The organism is Sphingobium lignivorans (genome assembly GCF_014203955.1).
In the GTDB taxonomy this organism is placed as follows: Bacteria; Pseudomonadota; Alphaproteobacteria; order Sphingomonadales; family Sphingomonadaceae; genus Sphingobium; species Sphingobium lignivorans.
Genome location: NZ_JACHKA010000001.1, coordinates 1,240,749 through 1,258,059 on the forward strand (window position 1 = coordinate 1,240,749; position 17,311 = coordinate 1,258,059).

Below are 17,311 nucleotides of genomic sequence, written 5' to 3' on the forward strand. Positions count from 1 at the left end.
GCGAGGGGCGAGACAGGAGGGGAATCCGTGCGACACCAGATTTACCGTTGGCCCATGCGCTTGCTGGCGACGGCGGGCGTGGCGGTCCTTGGCGGGCTGCCGGTCGCCGCGCAGGCGCCGGGCGAGCCGAGCGCCGTCAACATCCCGACATGCGATCGCGCCTGCCTCATCGGCCATGTGCGCGGCTATATGGCAGCGCTGGCAAAGCGCGATCCGGCGGCCGTGCGCTTCGCGCCGGACGTGCGCTTCACCGAGAACAATGCCCTCGTGCCGATCGGCAAAGGCCTGTGGAGCTCGATCAGCAAGGTGGCCCCGAACGCTCTTGAAGTCGCCGATCCGCTGACGCGCCAGGCCGCCTGGTTCGGCGTGGTCTGGGAGCATGGCGAGCCCGCCTATTACGCGATGCGCCTCAAGGTCGATGACGGCGCGATCAGCGAGGTCGAGACGGTGGTTCATCGCAAGACCGGCCTGCCGGCCCCCTTCGGCGATCCCGACAAGGTGGAGCATGATCCCGAGTTCGAGAACGTCCTGCCGCCCGAGCAGCGCCGGCCCCGCCAGCGACTGATCGCGGTGGCGCAGAGCTATTTCAACACGGTCGAGCTCAACGATGGCATGGTCTTCGCGCCGTTCAGCGAGGATTGCGGCCGGCTGGAGAACGGCATCAGCACGACCGCGCCCGGCAAGGGCCCCTCGGCGGCGCCGGGCGAGCGCAACGGCAATGCCGCCGCCATCGCTTCGGGCTGCCTCGAGCAGTTCAAGCTCGGCATCTACCGCATCAACAAGCGCATCCGCGAGCGGCGCTTCCCCATCGTGGACGAGGAGCGCGGCGTCGTGGTGGCGACCGGCTTCTTCGATCATGACAATGAGCGGGACCGCTATCTGCTGACCAACGGCATGGAAATGAAGACAGCGCTCAAATGGCCCAATTCCATCAGCCTCATCGAGGCTTTCCGGGTGAAGAACGGGGAGATCCAGCGGATCGAGGCCGTTTTCACTTATGTGCCCTATTTCATGCACAATCCCTGGGCCACCGGCCGCGCGCATGGGGAGGTGGGCGAATGAGCCGGCTCCTGCTGCGCGCCGCTGTCGCGCTTTGTGTCGTTACCTTCCCACCCGCCGCCGCGCAGGCGCAGGGGAAGGCGTGCGACGAGGCCTGCCTCACCGGCCTCGCCAATGATTTCATGGATGCGATGACCCGCAGCGATCCCAGGGGCCTGCCATGGGCCGGGCGCGTGGGCTATGCCGAGAACAGCACCCGCGTGCGCATCGGCGAAAGCTCGTGGGTGACGATCAAGAGCCGCAGCCGCGCGCCGCTGATCGTGGCGGACAGCCGCACCGGCCATGTCGTCTGGGCCGGCATGATCGACGATCATGGCCAGCCTGGCTTCTATGCCATGGACATGAAAGTGAAGGACGGCAAAATCGCGGCGGTCCAGTCGGTCATCCGCCGCAAGGAAGGGCGCCAGCCCTTCGGTGATCCGCTGGCTTATGCGCCGGACCGCGCCTTTTCCGCAGATCTCCCGGCGAAGGCACGCCTGCCGCGCGGCAAGATGATCGCGCTGGTCGACGGCTATTTCGACGCTGTCGAGGCGAATGGCGCCTCCGCCATCCCCGGCTTCGATAAGGGCTGCACGCTCATCGAGAATGGCGTCGCCATGACGGGCAATCTGCCTGCGGCGAAAAGCGGCGACGCTTCCTGTGAGGCAGCGCTGCGGCGCGGCCTTTACGGCGAGCTGGAAGCGGTGCGCCATGAGGTGGTGGCCGTGGACGAAGCGAAAGGGCTGGTCGCCGCGATCGGCTATCGCGACCTGCCCGGCGCGGCGCTCAGCTTCACCGCGAAAGACGGCAAGACCTATCCGGCGGAAGCGAAATATCCGCGCACCGTCGGCTTCGTCAGCGTCTTCCGCATCGAGAACGGCCGGATCGCCCGGCTGGAGACGATCGCCAACGAAGTGCCCTATCTGACTGCCGCGCCCTTCAACAAGCCGCTGCCGCCCGATGTCGTGATCGACGATACCGGCGTGTTCCCGGAGAATGCGACGGCGGACGCCGCCGGCAATCTCTACATCAGCAGCTTCAAGGGCAATATCTACCGCGCATTGCCCGGCGCCGATCGCGCCATCGCCTGGATTCGTCCGGACGGGGTGAACAAGCTCGCAGCCGTGCTCGGCGTGCTTGCCGACGAGAAGACGAACACGCTCTGGGCCTGCTCGGTGCCGATGGGCAAGGCGGGCGAGGTCTCCGCGCTCGTCGCGTTCGATCTTCGCAGCGGCGCGTTCCGGCAGCGCTACGAGATGCCCGCGCCGGTCAGCGCCTGCAACGACATCGCCATCGCGAAGGACGGCACCGCCTTCATCGCGGAGACGACCAACGGGCGCATCTTCACGCTCAGCCCCGGCGGCAAGGCGGTCTCGCTGCTGGTCGAGGACAAGGCGCTGCTCGAGGGCGTGGACGGCATCGCGTTCAGCGAGGACGGCACGCTCTATGTGAACAATGTCCGCCAGAACACCATGCTCCGCGTCAATCGCAAGGCGGACGGCAGTTTCGCGAGCCTCACGAAGCTCAACGTCTCGCAGCCGCTCGACGGGCCGGACGGACTGCGACCGATCGGCGGCAATCGCTTCCTGCAGGCGGAAGGGCCGGGCGGCCGGATCAGCCTGCTGACCATCGAGGGGGATGATGTGACTGTGAAAGTGCTGAGGGACGGCATGGACGGTGTGCCCGGCGTCACGCATATCGGCGACACGGCCTATGCCATCGAGAGCAAGGGGCGTTTCCTCTTCGATCCCAAACTGAAGGGGCAGGATCCCGGCGAATTCGCGCTGCGGGCCGTGCCGCTGGGAGGCATACGGTGAGGGCGGCGCTCTTCGCGCTGGCCGGCGCGGCCTTGCTCGCGGGCGCACCGGCGCAGGCGCAATCGACCGATGCCGAGATCGCGGCGCTGACCCTGCGCGTCCAGAAGCTCGAAGGCGCGCGCGCGGTCAAGAAGCTCCAGCGCGCCTTTGGCTATTATGTCGATCGCGGCCTGTGGCAGGACGCGGCAGACCTGTTCGCGGACGACGGCACGATCGAGATCGGCATGGACGGCGTCTATGCCGGCAAGACGCGCATCCGCGATTATCTGAAAGCCCTGCATGGCGGGCAGGACGGGCTGGTCTATGGCCAGCTCAACGAGTGGGTGACGCTCCAGCCGGTCGTCGATGTCGCGGCGGACGGGCGCAGTGCCCGCGCGCGCTGGCGTGACCTGGGCATGCTTGGCCAGCACAAGAAACATGGCGAATGGCGCGACGGCATCTACGAGAATGACTATGTGAAGGAGGATGGCGTCTGGAAAATCCGCGCGCTGCATCTCCACGTCAATTTCGTGGTGCCTTACGAGAAGGGCTGGGCGCGCCTGCAGCCGGGCGAGGGGCTGGTGCGCAGCGAGGCAAGCCGGAAGATGCCGCCCGACCGGCCATCGACCGTGCGCGCGCGGGGTTTCCCCGAGCCGCAACTCCCGCCGTTCCATGCCCCCAATCCCGTCACCGGCCGGCCCGTCACCGGCCAATCTGCTCCGGAGACCGCGAAATGAGCGCCCGCATCGCCATGAAGGGAGCCATGCTCCTTGGCCTCGCCGCCATCCTCGCCTTGCCGGCGGCCGCGCCGGCGCAAGGCGGCGGGGATGTCCGCGGCAAGCTCGCGGCCTACAAGCAGCGAGTCACGCTGCTGGAGGACCAGGACGCGATCGAGAATCTGCAGGGCAATTTCGGCTATTATTTCGACAAGGGGCTCTGGGACCAGGCGTCCGGCCTGTTCGCCGCGAAGGGCAGCTTCGAATATGGCCAGCGCGGCGTCTATGTCGGCCCGGCGCGCATCCGGCAGGCGATGCTCCTGTTCGGCCCGCAGGGGCTGGGCGAGGGGCGCCTCAACAATCACATGATGCTGCAGCCCGTAGTGGTCGTCGCGCCGGACGGGAAGACCGCGACCGGCCGCTGGCAAGGCATGGTCATGCTCTCCGAGCCGGGGCAGAACGGCAAATGGGGCGTGGGCATCTATGAGAATGACTATGTGAAGGAAGGCGGCGTCTGGAAATTCGCCAAGGTGCATTTCTTCATGACGGCGCTGACCGATTATGATCTCGGCTTTGCGAAATACGCCATCCAGATGGAAGGGCCGAGCGCGCTTTTCCCGCCGGACCGGCCGCCGACCGACGTCTATCGCTCCTTCCCGAACGCCTATCTGCCGCCCTTCAGCTTCAGGCACCCGGTCACCGGCCAGTCCCTCGCAGACCTGCCGCTCGCCGGCGACGACATCGTCGGCCGTCCGGACAAGGGGCTAGAGAGCGAGAAGCTGAAGGAGAGCAGCGCATCGAAGGGGATGAGGCAACAATGAGCATCCGCACGCAATTCATCGCCGCGCTGCTGGCCGGCCCGTCGCTGCTGGCGGCAGCGCCCGCGCTGGCCCAGTCCGCCGAGGAGCAGCTTGCCGCGCTGGACAAGCGCATCACCCGGCTGGAGGACATGAACGCCATCGAGCGCCTGCAGCGCACTTACGGCTATTTCGTGGACAAGAGCCAGTGGACGCCGCTTTCGGAGCTGTTCGCGGACGATGCCACGCTGGAGATCGGCGGCAAGGGCCTGTTCCTGGGCAAGCCCCGCGTGCTCGAATATATGCAGACCGCCTTCGGGCCGGACGGCGTGAAGAAAGGCTCGCTTGCCAATCACATGCAGTTCCAGCCCATCCCGGACATTTCCGAGGACGGGAAGACCGGCTGGATCCGCGCGCGCGCCTTTGTGATGAGCAATGGCGGCTGGGGCCTGCCGCTCTACGAGAATGAATATCGCAAGGAGAATGGCGTCTGGAAGATCAGCCGCCTGTCCGGGCCGTTCACCATGTACACGAGCTGGGATGGCTGGGGCAAATGGGCCATGAACAACACCTGGCCGGACAAGTTCGATCCGCCGCCGGATCTGCCGCCCTCGACGGTCTACCTGACCTATCCGTCCTATTACATCATCCCGTTCCATTATCCCAATCCGGTGTCGGGCAAGGCCTTCCCGATCCTCAAGTCGGACATCGGCGCCCATGCCGGCGTGCCGGGGTCGGCGGCGCAGGAGCAATGGAGCCGGACCGGCCGCGTGGTGGACGGCACGCAGCCGATCGGCCAGCCCCCGAAGGAATGAGCGCATGAGGCGATGGACGCGTCCGGTCCTGTGGGCCGGCGCCGCGATGCTGGTGTTGGGCAGCCTTGGCCTTGCCGCCGCGCAGGACGTGCGCGGCCCGGCCGCGGTGGACAGTGCCCGCATGGCCGCGCAGGAGAAGGACGGCACGGACTGGCTGCATGACGGGCGGACCTACAGCGCCCAGCGCTTCAGCCCGCTCGATCAGATCAATCCCGGCAATGTGAGCCGGCTCGGCATCGCCTGGTATGACGATCTCGATACCTATCGCGGTGTCGAGGCGACGCCGCTTTATGCCGATGGCGTGCTCTACAACATTCTGCCGTGGAACGTGACGATCGCCTATGACGCGCGCACTGGCAAGCGGCTATGGACCTATGATCCGGACGTGCCGCGCGAATATGGCCGCTATGCCTGCTGCGAGCCCGTCGCGCGCGGCCTCGCCATGTGGAACGGCAAGATCATCATCGCCACGCTGGACGGGCGGCTGATCGCCCTGGACGCGCGCAGCGGCAAGCCGGTCTGGTCCGTGCAGACCACGCCGGACGACATGCCATATTCCATCACCGGCGCGCCCCGCGTGTTCGACGGCAAGGTGGTGGTGGGCAACAGCGGCGGGGATCTGGGCATTCGCGGCTTCGTCTCCGCATGGGATGCGGACACCGGCCGGAAGCTCTGGAAATTCTTCCTCACCCCCGGCGATCCGGCGAAGGGTCCGGACGGCGAGGCGTCCGACGACATCATGGCGATGATCCGCAAGACCTGGGCGGGCGACTACTGGAAGCTCGGCGGCGGCGCCAATGCGTGGGACAGCATCGCTTACGATCCCAAGCTCAATCTCGTCTATATCGGCACCGGCAACGGCTCGCCGCTCGCCTGGCATCACCGCAGCGCGGGCAAGGGCGACAATCTCTTCATCTGCTCCATCGTCGCGCTCGATGCGACGACGGGCAAGTACAAGTGGCACTACCAGATGGTGCCGGAGGAGGACTGGGACTATACCTGCACCATGTCGATGATCTCGGCGGACCTGAAGATCAAGGGTCGCACGCGGCAGGTCATCATGCAGGCCCCCAAGAACGGCTTCTTCTACGTGCTGGATCGCAAGACCGGCGCGCTGATTTCCGCCGAGCCCTTCGTGCCGGTCAACTGGGCCAGCGGGATCGACATGAAAACCGGCCGGCCGAAGATCAATCCGCAGGCGCATTTCGGCACCGATCCGGTGCTGGTGATGCCGGGGCCGGGCGGGGGGCACAACTGGTTCCCCATGGCCTTCAGCCCGCGCACGAGGCTCGCTTACTTCCCGATCTACGAATCCGCGATGGTCTATGCGCTGGATCCGGACTTCAAGCCCAAGCCCTTCCGCTCCAATGCGGGGTGGGGCGGCTATACCGGCGAGGCGCTCAAGAAGCGCACCGAGCTGATGAAGCAGGTCGTGGCGATGGAGAAGACCTTCCTCCTCGCCTGGGACCCGGTGGCGCAGAAGGAAGCATGGCGCGTTCCGCTGCCGCGCCATGGCAATGGCGGCGTACTCGTCTCGGGCGATCTCGTATTCGAGGGGACGACGAAGCAGACCTTCGCTGCCTTCGACGCGAAGACGGGGCGCACGCTCTGGGAAATGCCGGTGCAGAGCGCGCCGGTCTCCGGCCCGATCACCTACATGCTGGATGGCGTGCAATATGTCGCGGTGAATGCCGGCTGGGGCGGCGGCGCCGCGCAGATCGAGCGCGCCGGCGGTATCGAGCTGCCCCGGGCGGCCGCGCGGCTGCTGGTATTCCGGCTGGACGGCAATGTCGTCCTCCCGCCCGTCAAGGCCGAGGACAAGGCGCCCGAGCCCCCGCGTTCCACCGCCAGCGAGGAAACCATCGCGCGTGGCGCCCGCCTCTTCGCGGAGACCTGCCAGGTCTGCCACGGCCAGCAGGCGATCGGCGGCGTCAAGGACCTGCGCCGCATGACCGCCGAGACGCACAAGCTGTTCGCCGACATCGTGCTCAAGGGCATCTATGCCGACAAAGGCATGGCCAGCTTCGCCGATCTCCTGAAGCCGGACGACGTGGAGGCGATCCACGCTTATGTGATCGCCCGCGCCCACGAAGACTGGGGCCGCAGCTCCGACGGCAACGGCCCGCACTGAGGGCGGGGCGGGGGGCTGCGCAGAGGGTGGGGTTCATAAATCCCGAACCAGGGGCCGCCACTCATCACGGCCACGAAAGGCCTGCAGGAATGGCGACGGCGAGTGGTGCGGAAGACAGAGTGGGGTCAACGCCCCAAGAACAGGCCCACTATGGAAATCGCTATAGCAATCACAGCGGCGACCATTGCAATGCTAGCAATGATGTTGGCAGTATCCGCCTTCTGATTTGCCTTGCGGGCTTCCTCGGCTTGTATCGCGGCAGAATCCGCAGTTGAGCGCGCCAAGGCCATGTGTTCTGCACTTGAGACCTCTATGGCTTCCCGCTCCCGAGATTCAAGATCAATAATTGCATGATGTCGCTTATAGTCAGACAGTCGTCCAGTAAATAAGAGCTCGCGCAAGTCCTCTATAGGCATCTCGCGGCATTTCGTCTTCCATTGCTCTATCGCACCCTCAGTTGGCATAACACTTCCCTCGTTTTCCGATTAGACGAGTAGTATGCGTTATATTAGATGGGGAGTCATCAAACCCGTCGGTGAAGAGACAACCTTCATGGTTTTGTTTCTTGAGGGGCTGGCCGCAAAATCACACCATTCGGTTGTACCCTCCTTTCACAACGCAGGGGCACAGAAGCGCAGCTCACCACTGGCGCCCCCCCTCCAAACCCGCACCCCATCCCCTCACCAGTCCTCCTGCGCCCGGGTGATGAGGTAGCCGTGGATGTCCTTCGCCTGCGCTTCGGTCAGCACGCCCTCGAAGCTTGGCATGCCGTTGTGGAGGCGGGTGCCCCTGAGCACGATGTCCAGGAAGCTGTCATGCGCCTCCTTGTTCATCTTGCGCAGGTCCTTGATGCCGCCGGTCGCGTTGTCGCCGTGGCAGCGGTTGCAGCTCTCGCCGTAGAGCGTGGCGCCGCGCGCGGCGACGTCGGCGGGGATGCGCTCGCGCGGCAGATAGGCGTCCTGCGTCGCGGGAGGCATTGGCGGCAGCGTGACGCCCTTCGCGCCGAGCTTGAAGACCATCAGCTTGGCGGTGGCGAAGCGGAAGGGCCCGTCCCGGTTGAGATTGTAGACCGGTGAGCCGCCCCATCCGGCATTGATCGCGATATATTGCTCGCCATCGACCATGTAAGTGATCGCGCCCGCCACCGGCGCCTGGTCGATATTCATTTCCCAGAGCTTGAGGCCATTGTCGGCGCGGTAGATGGCGAGCGTCCGGTTGATCGTCCCCTGCACCAGGATGTTGCCCGCCGTGGTCAGCACGCCGCCCGAGCCGGGCAGGGGATAGCTCACGCGCCAGGCCTCGCGCTGCTTCACCGGGTCCCAGGCGAGCAGATAGCCCTTCTCGCTGGCGAGGACCTCCTTCATCAGCGCCTTGCGCAGCTCGGGCTGGCTGGCATGGTCCTGCCCGGTATTGTTGCGGCCCTTCACATAACGATACTGGCCGTCCTCCGCCCGTGCATAGATCGCGGCCTGTTCCTGCGCCGAGAGATAGACGAGCCCGGTCTTCGGGCTGTAGCTCATCGGGTGCCAGGTGTGGGCGGCCATCCAGCTCGGGTTCATGAGATGCGGGGTGGTGGTGTTGTGGGCCGTGGGCAGCACCGCCGGGCGCCCGGTCTTCATGTCGACATGGCTGGCCCATGTGTTCACCGAGACATAGGATTTCGCCGAGATCAGTTGGCCCGTGCCCCGGTCCAGCACATAGAAGAAGCCGTTCTTGGGCGCCTGCATGATGACCTGCCGCGTGCGTCCCTTGATCTTCATATCGGCGAGCACCATCGGCTGGGTGCAGGTATAGTCCCAGTCCTCCTCGGGCACCATCTGATAGTGCCACTTGTATGCGCCGGTGGTCGCATCGACTGCGACGATGGAGCAGAGGAACAGGTTGTCGCCTTTGCCCTCGCTGCGGAAATGCCACATGTGCGGGCTGCCGTTGCCGGTGCCGATGTAGACGAGGTTGAGCTTGGGATCATAAGCGAAGCTGTCCCAGGCATTGCCGCCGCCGCCCGCTTCCCAGAACTTGCCGTGCCAGGTCGGCTGGGCGATCCTCATCGCGCTGTCGGAGGCTTCGCCGTCCGGGCCCTTCGCCGGGTCGGTCGGCACGATGTAGAATTTCCACAGCCGCTTGCCGGTTGCCGCGTCATAAGCAACGACGAAGCCGCGCGAGCCATAGTCCGCGCCGCCATTGCCGATGATGACCTTGCCATCATACACGCGCGGGGCGCCGGTGATCGAATACTGGTCCTTGCGGTCGAATGTCTGGGCGGACCAGATCTCCTTGCCGCTATGCCTGTCGATGGCGATCAGCCGCCCGTCGAGCGCGCCGATGATGATGCTGTCGCCCCAGGCCGCGATCCCGCGCGAGGAAGGGCCGCAGCAGGCGAGGCCCGCCCATTCCTTGCCCACCCCGGGGTCGTAGGTCCAGAGCTTGCGGCCGGTCCTGGCGTCATAGGCCGTGACGACGTTGAAGATCGTCTCGTTGTAGAGCACGCCGTCGATGACCAGCGGGCTTGCCTGCACGCCGCGATAGGTCTCCAGATCGTCATACCAGGCGAGGCCCAGATCCTGCGCATTGCCGTCGTTGATCTGGTCGAGCGGGCTGTAGCGCTGCTCGTCCCATGTCCGGCTGTAGCTGGCCCACTGGCCGGGATGCGCATCGGCATTCACCATGCGGTCATGGTCGATGCCCTGCCCGACAGTCCCGGCGCCGGCTCGTCCGCCGTCGCCGGCGCTGGCCTGATAGGCCGTGGTGCCGAGCAGGGCCGCCACGGCCAGTGCTCCGATCAGGCGATGCGTCATGTCCTCTCCCCTTCGCGCAGCCGCCGGCAGACCGGGGCAGGGCCTCGCGCGGCAGCTTCCCGGCTATGCCGCAGCCGGGCGGCGCTGCCAACGGTCCGGCCTTGCCCGTGACGGACGCACCCCTTGACCCTGCTGGCACTCGAGGCGGCGGACAGTCCACTCAGTCGCTCGCGAAGGGGGCGACGGAGCGCCCGCCCATCCCGCATTAGCCGTTTCTCAACATCGGTCCGGCTAGGAAGACGCCGCCCATTCGGCTCCTTCAGGGGATGACAGGATTGACCGACAAGCGCGCCGCACCGATTGCTGAGGTCGAGGATCGGCTGGCCGGGCTCGATCTTCTCCGGGGCGTCGCGGCCATCGTCGTGCTGTTCATGCATGCCGTCGGCTTTGCGGGCGGGCATCTGGCGGTCGATTTTTTCTTCATGCTCTCCGGCTTCGTCATGGCGCGCACTTATGAGCGGCGCCTGTCGGACGGGCGGATCACGCCGGCGGGCTTTCTCGCGCGGCGCTATCGCCGCCTCTGGCCGATGATGGCGGTGGGCGCCACTCTGGGGCTTGGCGTCCAGCTGTTCCATCATGGGCTCAGCCTCGATCTCCTGCTGGCCTATGCCTTCGCGCTGGTCCTGCTGCCGGGCAGCGGCACGGTTCCCTACATGTTCAACCTGCCGGCATGGTCCATCTTCTACGAGCTGCTCGCCAATGCGCTCCATGGCGCGCTGTTCGCGCGGCGCGGCACGGCCGCCCTCGCGCTGGTGCTGGCGGGCTGCACGGCCTGCTTCCTCCTCGCTTATGCGTGGCTGGGCTATCCCCGCATTCTGGGGGAGACGACGCCGGCCATGCAGGTGGCGGTCATCTTCCGGGTCGTCATGGCCTATCTCGTGGGCGTGATCGCTTTCCGGCTCTGGGGGGACCGGCCACCTTTCCGGGTGCCGCTGACGGTCGGCGTCCTCATGCTGCCAACCTATTGCCTGCTCGTGGCGTTGGTGCCTTTTGCCGGCTGGCCGCTGCCCTTCCTGTTCGTCGGCGGACCGCTCATGCTGGTTTCCGGTCTCGGCGATGCCCGGGAAGGCAGCGCCGCGTTCCTCGGGGCCTTGTCCTTCCCGCTTTATGCGATCCATTTTCCCATCCTCCAGATGGGCGACCTGCTCGGCATCCCGCCCCTGCCGTGCGCGCTCATTGCCCTCGCGGGGGCGGCGCTCTGGGTGCTTCCCGGCGCATCGCGCGCGCGGAGTGCCGCCGCACTCTCGTAGCGGCAATCCCCCGCCCCATGCTGCACCTGCGAGGGCGAATTGACGCTTGCGGCGATTCGGGTTATCCAGGCGCATCGATCACGCCAGCCAGGGAGGGCAATTGATGGCTAATCCGTCCATGCACATGCGCAGCTCCCGACGCGGGCCCGGCAAGGCCTGACGCTCGTTCCGGTGGCTTTCCTGCCGCCGCCTTCGTGATCTTTTCAGCACCATAAGGGGATGGCACGCCCGCCGCGTGCCTGCATCATCGTCATGACCAACCCACGCGCAACGCGCCGCGCGGACGCGATCCGTCTCGGCCTCGGTTTCACTTTCAGGCACTGGGCCCGGCACAAGGGCTGGGTCGCCTTCATCATGGTCGTGCTGGTCATCAGCACGGCGGCGGAGATGCTGGTGCCGCTGTTCGCCGGCCGGCTGACCGATGCCTTGCAGAAGGGCGTCGCCGGCCGGGCCGAGGCATTGCAGGCCTTCCTCGCCATGACGGCGCTGGCGCTCGGGCCGGTCGTCTTCGGGCGCGCCGCGATCTTCGGCATCATCGGCCTTACTCTGCGCGTCATGCAGGATATCGGCAACGAGGCGTTCCAGCGCGTCCAGCGCTTCTCGACCGACTGGCATGCGAACAGCTTCTCCGGCTCGGTCGTCCGCAAGATCACGCGCGGCATGTGGGCGCTCGATCTTCTGGATGACGTGCTGCTGCTCGGCCTGTTCCCGGCGCTGCTCGTGCTTGGCGGCACGATGGCGCTGCTGGCGTGGCACTGGCCGGTGCTGGGGCTCGCCATGGCGCTGGGCTCGGCGGTCTATATCGGCTTCGTCGTCTGGTTCTCGACGCGGATCGTCGCGCCGGCGGCCACATTGTCCAATCGCTGGGATACCGCGCTGGGCGGCATGCTGGCCGATTCCATCGGCGCGAACAGCGTGGTGAAGGGCTTCGGCGCCGAGCAGCGCGAGGATGTGCGCGTGGCGCAGGTGGTTGGCAAGTGGCGGCAGCGCACCCGGCGGACCTGGATCTTCGGGACGGTCGGCAACGCGGTGCAGACCGCGCTGCTCTGGATGGTGCGTGCCACGGTCACGGGCGGGGCGCTGTGGCTCTGGTGGCGCGGCGAGGCGACGACCGGGGACATCATCTACGTGCTCACTACCTATCTCGTCATCCACGGCTATCTGCGCGATATCGGCCAGCACGTCACGCATCTCCAGCGCTCGGTGAACGACATGGAAGAGCTGGTGCGCATGCATGACGAGCCGCTGGGCATCGCGGATCGCGCCGGCGCGCAGCCCATCCGGGTGGAGCGGGGCGAGATCCGCTTCGATCGGGTGACCTTCCGCTATGGCGGGCATGAAAAGCCGCTTTACGAGGCGCTGGATATCACCATTCCGGCGGGGCAGCGCGTGGGGCTCGTCGGCCGCTCCGGCTCGGGCAAGACGACCTTCGTCAAGCTGGTGCAGCGCCTTTATGACGTGACGGACGGGCGCGTGCTCATCGACGGGCAGGATGTGCGTGCCGTCACGCAGGCGAGCCTGCGGCGCAACATCGCCATCGTGGCGCAGGAGCCCATCCTGTTCCACCGCACGCTGGCCGAGAACATCGCTTATGGTCGGCCGGACGCGACGATGGCGGACATCGAGCGGGCCGCGGAACTTGCCAATGCGCATGGCTTCGTCGCGCGGCTGCCGCGCGGCTATCGCACGCTGGTCGGTGAGCGGGGCGTGAAGCTCTCGGGCGGCGAGCGGCAGCGCGTGGCGCTGGCCCGTGCCTTCCTGGCTGACGCGCCGATCCTGATCCTCGACGAGGCGACCTCCAGCCTCGATTCGGAATCGGAAGTGCTGATTCAGGATGCGCTCCAGCGGCTGATGGCCGGGCGTACGGCGATCGTCATCGCGCACCGCCTCTCCACCGTGCGCGCGCTGGACCGGATCGTGGTGTTCGATGCGGGGCGGATCGTCGAGGATGGCACCCACGAGTCACTGCTCCGGCTGGAAGGCGGCCAGTATCGCCGCCTGTTCGAGCATCAGTCCGGCACCGCCGAGCCGGTCCTGATCGGCGAGGCGGGGTAGCGGTGGAGGGCGCTCCTGTCCCGGCTTCACGGTGCCGGGGCGGGAGCGCGCAGGGCGGGTCGGGAAAGTGTCCGTATTCTTCTGCCTCACGCCGCGCCCCAAGCGCAGCCGGGAAAGGGAGGGGTAAGCCCGCGGGCGTGAGCTTCTCGCTTGCCTTGGTCCGCCCACGCCTCTCCCCCCAGGGCGGAGGCTCTTGTGCGACTGAGGCAGGAAGGCGGCCCGCAGGATTCGTGAAATCCCGCGGAAATCTGCCAATTCGGCACGCTGGCATTTCTATTTTCCTGAAAAGTCTGTCTCGATTTATCCCACTGATCCGGCAAGGACTCCCGCGCTAGAAGGCCTTCAGCGGTGCTTTCCGCGCCTTTCGAACAGGGAGTTTCCAATGACCACATCCTCCATTCAGGTCCCCCGGCCTGAACCCCGTATTTGGGTGTCCTGTTCTGTCCAGTGGCTGTCCCTTGCCGGACGTCTTGCGCTTGCCCCGATCTTCATCCTGAGCGGCCTTTCCAAGGTCGCCGCGCCGGAAGCGAGCATCGCTTATATCGAAGCGGTTGGTCTGCCTTTCGTGCAGCTTGCCCTTGCCATCGCCATCCTTGTAGAGATTGTCGGCGGCGTCTTTCTGGTCGTGGGGTATCGCACCCGTCTGGCCGCTGCCGCGCTCGCGCTGTTCTCGATCGCGACCGCGATCTTCTTCCATGCGAATATCGGTGACCAGAACCAGTTCATCCATTTCTTCAAGAATATCGCCATCGCCGGCGGCCTGGCCCAGCTGGTCGCCCACGGTGCCGGCGCGCTCGCCCTCGATGCCCGCCGCTGAACCATCCATCACCACCGGCAGTGCCCCGCTTCCAACAGGCGGGCGCGCTGCCCCATTTCCCGGAGATCCATCATGACCAACCGCACCACCGACACTGCGCTCGACAAACTGTTTCTCGATCGCTGGTCCCCGCGCGCCTTCGATGGCAGCGCCTTGCCGGAAGCGGACCTGCGCACCATTCTCGATGCCGGCCGCTGGGCTCCGTCCGCCTATAATTACCAGCCCTGGCGCATCCTCTATGCGGTGAATGGCGATGCGAACTGGGAGACCTTCCTGTCCATCCTCGTGCCGTTCAACCAGAGCTGGGCGAAGAATGCCTCGGTGCTGCTGTTCTTCGTCTCCGACACGCTGATGCAACTGCCCGAAAGCGCCAATCCCTCGCACAGCCACAGCTTCGATACCGGTGCCGCCTGGGCGCAGATCGGGCTTCAGGCGCACATGCTGGGCTATCATGCGCACGGCATGACCGGCATCGATTTCGACAAGGCGCGCGACCTGCTGGCAGTGCCGGAGCGTTTCCGCGTGGAAGCCGCCGCCGCGATCGGCCGCGCGACCGATCCCTCGGTCCTGCCTGAAGGCCTGCGCGAGCGGGAAGTGCCCAGCGACCGCAAGCCGCTGGCCGAGATCGCTTATCCCGGCAAGTTCGTCGCCTGACCAAAGACCGGCGCATTCCCTTCGGGGAATGCGCTTCGGGCGCACCGGGTCAGGCGACCGCCCGTGTCTGCAGCGCCTCGACCGCTTCATACTGGACGATTGTCCCCGCGCGCTTGCTGGCATAGAGCGCCTGGTCGGCGAGGCCGAGCAGATGCTCCAGGTCCTCCTCCCGTCCGTCCGCCACGACGAAGCCGAGACCCGTCGAGATGCTGATCGTGTGCTCGCCGATCTGGAACGGCCGCGCGATCGCTTCGGCGAGCCGTCCGGCCAGCTTCTCCGCTTCCTCGGCATTGTTGATGCCATATTGAATGACCGCGAACTCGTCGCCGCCCAGGCGCGCCGCGATGTCCGTCTCGCGCAGGGAACGGATGATCCGCTTGCCTACGATCGTGAGCAGCGCGTCGCCGACCGGATGACCATAGCTGTCATTCACCGGCTTGAAGTCGTTGAGATCGATATAGTGCACCGCGATCAGGCCGGCGCCGCCCAGCGCCACGCGTTCCTCATACCATTCGCGCAGGGCGATGCGGTTCGGCAGCGCCGTCAGCGCATCCTTCCGCGCGAGATTGGCAAAGGCGAGGCGCAGGCCGATGTCCCTGACCAGCCGGCCATGGCGGCTGTGCAGGCTATGCGTTCCTCCCGCGAGCAATCCCGCGACGAGGGCGCTCATGACCCAATAAATCGCGTCTTGCTGGAGCAGCGCAACGAGAATGGCCGGGACCGTCGAGATCAGCATGCTCGGCACCGCGATCCACAGCCGCAGGCCAATGCCGACCGCCACGCCCGCGCAGTAGCCGATCAGCAGCGCGATGGTGAGCATGTGGATATCAGGGAAGGGCAGCATGAAGGCACGAACGCCGAAAAGGCCGAGCAGGATGGCGAAGCTCAGATAAGGGATGGCGAAACGGCGTTCGAGCCAGCGGGCCTCGTTGAGCGTGAGGCGCGGTTCGGCCGCTCGGAGCGCCAGCTGCCAGGCGACCAGCAGACGCGCCATGGATGCGAACGCCCCGGCGACGAGCAGGCCCAGCATGATGCCGTCCTGGGTGCGGGTATAGACCACCACGCCCGAGGCAATGAAACCCAGCGTCATGATCGATGACGGGAGGAAGGCGTGAAACAGGCTGCGGATCAGCTCGATTTCGACAGCCTCGGGGACCGCGCGGTTGGATGGGATTCGGTTCTTCATGGCAGTGGATGCGTCTGCAACTCTTCAAGATGGCAGTGCCTGAAAACCGTCGACGCTGCGACCGGGGTGCGGGCATGGTTCGACATCGTGGTAACGAGTCAAGGTGTCGAAATATTTAAGGCTTTTACCTCAGCTGCGTTTCTGCGACCAGCCGATTCCGCAGCGTCAGCCGCCGGGGTCCTCGGTCATTGCCCGGATGAGCGCACCCCTCTGGCGCCGGGGCAGGCGATCGAGGGGAAGGGCATAGAGCGCGCTCAGGAAGGTGGCATCTTCTTGCGTGACGGCCTGCACATTTGGGCCGCTTCCAAAGAGACCCAGGATGGATTGGGCGGGCGGGTCGTCCAGGGCATTGATCTCGGCGAGCGAGACCATCGCGGCATAGGAAGCCACCGTATCGAGCGGCAAGCCCTCCACCCTGGATACATCGATGACCACGGTCGCCTGCACGAGCGCCCGCACGGCCCCGGTGGAGATCAGGCTGGACCCATATTGGTTGAGCGATGGCGCGCCGTCCACCAGCGGCAGAGCCGATCCGCTGCCTCCGCCTTCCCCGCCGGTCCATGGTGCCGGGGTGTCGCCGCTGCCGGATGTACCTTTCGCCTGGATGGCATCGCCATACCACCAGCGCACCGGTTCCTCGCCTTCGCGCAGTTCGCGCATGCGGGCGGGTGACACCCGGGTGAACTGCCGCGGCGCGCGGCGGGAGAGCGTGCGCACGAAGCGTCCGCCATCCATGGTGAAGGTGATAGCGATATTGGCCTTGCACTCGGCCGGTGCCACGGGCGCGCCGGCGTCGGCAGCGATCGCCCGTACTTTCGCTTCGACCAGCGTCGCATGCTCGGATGAAAGGCCGAAGGCCCTCGGGCAGACCGGTTCCACCCATCGCGCGACCTGCTTGAAGGTCGTCGCCGCGCCGGTCTTCCTCAGGAAGTCGACCGCCGCCTTCCGGCTTTCCTCGCGCGTCTGCCGCGCGCCGGTCACGAGAATGTCGTCGCTTTCGTCGCGATCATCACCCTTGGAGTTCTCCTGGGAAGCGGATGCGGCGCTGCCCAAAAGGGCGGCACCCATGGCCATCAGTTTCAGCGCCTGCCTCATGTCGAGGGCCATCATCGTCTTTCGTGCTTCCCGTTCTATAATCTCAGCCTATCCGCTTTCCGAGGCTGCCGCCAGTATCCGCAGGATAGTGAAGAGGCGCCCCCCCGCGGGGGACGCCTCTTCCCGGGACATGGCCTGGGGGGAGGGGGCAGGCCGGTTTCCCGGC

At 66.1% G+C, this 17,311-nt stretch carries 14 protein-coding genes; 10 read left to right on the plus strand and 4 right to left on the minus strand.

The annotated features are described in order from the left end of the window. Positions 1-27 precede the first annotated feature (27 nt). The 6 genes from HNP60_RS05650 to HNP60_RS05675 are packed head-to-tail and all read left to right on the plus strand — an operon-like array spanning position 28 to position 7,293. The gene (locus HNP60_RS05650; protein ID WP_184151271.1) at positions 28-1,062 is read left to right on the plus strand and encodes a DUF8021 domain-containing protein; all 1,035 of its coding nucleotides are present in this window, start codon (positions 28-30) and stop codon (positions 1,060-1,062) included. Next, entirely contained in the window at positions 1,059-2,855 is a 1,797-nt protein-coding gene (locus HNP60_RS05655) for an SMP-30/gluconolactonase/LRE family protein (RefSeq protein ID WP_184151274.1), read from the plus strand. Before HNP60_RS05650 ends, HNP60_RS05655 begins: the two co-directional genes overlap by 4 nt. Further along, positions 2,852-3,571 (plus strand): nuclear transport factor 2 family protein, encoded by a 720-nt coding sequence (locus tag HNP60_RS05660; RefSeq protein WP_184151277.1) that lies wholly within the window; start codon positions 2,852-2,854, stop codon positions 3,569-3,571. Before HNP60_RS05655 ends, HNP60_RS05660 begins: the two co-directional genes overlap by 4 nt. After that, positions 3,568-4,371 carry a nuclear transport factor 2 family protein gene (locus HNP60_RS05665; protein ID WP_184151281.1) on the plus strand — a complete coding sequence of 268 codons (804 nt, stop codon included), beginning with the start codon at positions 3,568-3,570 and terminating at the stop codon, positions 4,369-4,371. The genes HNP60_RS05660 and HNP60_RS05665 overlap by 4 nt, the downstream gene beginning before the upstream one ends. Then, positions 4,368-5,162, plus strand: a complete 795-nt coding sequence (locus HNP60_RS05670; protein ID WP_184151284.1) for a nuclear transport factor 2 family protein — start codon at positions 4,368-4,370, stop codon at positions 5,160-5,162. The genes HNP60_RS05665 and HNP60_RS05670 overlap by 4 nt, the downstream gene beginning before the upstream one ends. 4 nt (positions 5,163-5,166) lie before the next feature. Continuing rightward, on the plus strand, positions 5,167-7,293 hold the full coding sequence (locus HNP60_RS05675) for a PQQ-dependent dehydrogenase, methanol/ethanol family (RefSeq protein WP_184151287.1): 2,127 nt from the start codon (positions 5,167-5,169) through the stop codon (positions 7,291-7,293). Between the two features lie 125 nt (positions 7,294-7,418). On the opposite strand, the gene HNP60_RS05680 is transcribed toward HNP60_RS05675, so the two are convergent. Together HNP60_RS05680 and HNP60_RS05685 are read right to left on the minus strand one after the other, a co-directional pair. Continuing rightward, a complete protein-coding gene (locus HNP60_RS05680; protein WP_184151290.1) occupies positions 7,419-7,757 on the minus strand; it encodes a hypothetical protein in 339 nt (112 codons plus the stop codon). A gap of 216 nt (positions 7,758-7,973) precedes the next feature. Beyond that, positions 7,974-10,088: a PQQ-dependent dehydrogenase, methanol/ethanol family gene (locus tag HNP60_RS05685; protein ID WP_184151293.1), complete on the minus strand. Its 2,115-nt coding sequence runs from the start codon at positions 10,086-10,088 to the stop codon at positions 7,974-7,976. Between the two features lie 266 nt (positions 10,089-10,354). On the opposite strand from HNP60_RS05685, the gene HNP60_RS05690 reads away from it, so the two are divergent. From HNP60_RS05690 to HNP60_RS05705, 4 genes are all read left to right on the plus strand, one after another. Continuing rightward, positions 10,355-11,338 (plus strand): acyltransferase family protein, encoded by a 984-nt coding sequence (locus tag HNP60_RS05690; RefSeq protein WP_184151296.1) that lies wholly within the window; start codon positions 10,355-10,357, stop codon positions 11,336-11,338. Between the two features lie 252 nt (positions 11,339-11,590). Continuing rightward, positions 11,591-13,393, plus strand: a complete 1,803-nt coding sequence (locus tag HNP60_RS05695; protein WP_184151299.1) for an ABC transporter ATP-binding protein — start codon at positions 11,591-11,593, stop codon at positions 13,391-13,393. A 382-nt stretch (positions 13,394-13,775) separates the two neighbouring features. After that, on the plus strand, positions 13,776-14,210 hold the full coding sequence (locus HNP60_RS05700; protein WP_260394720.1) for a DoxX family protein: 435 nt from the start codon (positions 13,776-13,778) through the stop codon (positions 14,208-14,210). A 72-nt stretch (positions 14,211-14,282) separates the two neighbouring features. Then, positions 14,283-14,864, plus strand: a complete 582-nt coding sequence (locus HNP60_RS05705) for a nitroreductase family protein (RefSeq protein WP_184151302.1) — start codon at positions 14,283-14,285, stop codon at positions 14,862-14,864. Between the two features lie 49 nt (positions 14,865-14,913). On the opposite strand, the gene HNP60_RS05710 is transcribed toward HNP60_RS05705, so the two are convergent. Further along, positions 14,914-16,050, minus strand: coding sequence for a GGDEF domain-containing protein (locus HNP60_RS05710; RefSeq protein WP_184151305.1), 1,137 nt, complete (start codon positions 16,048-16,050; stop codon positions 14,914-14,916). Between the two features lie 165 nt (positions 16,051-16,215). Further along, positions 16,216-17,145: a hypothetical protein gene (locus HNP60_RS05715; RefSeq protein WP_184151308.1), complete on the minus strand. Its 930-nt coding sequence runs from the start codon at positions 17,143-17,145 to the stop codon at positions 16,216-16,218. Between the last annotated feature and the right edge of the window lie 166 nt (positions 17,146-17,311).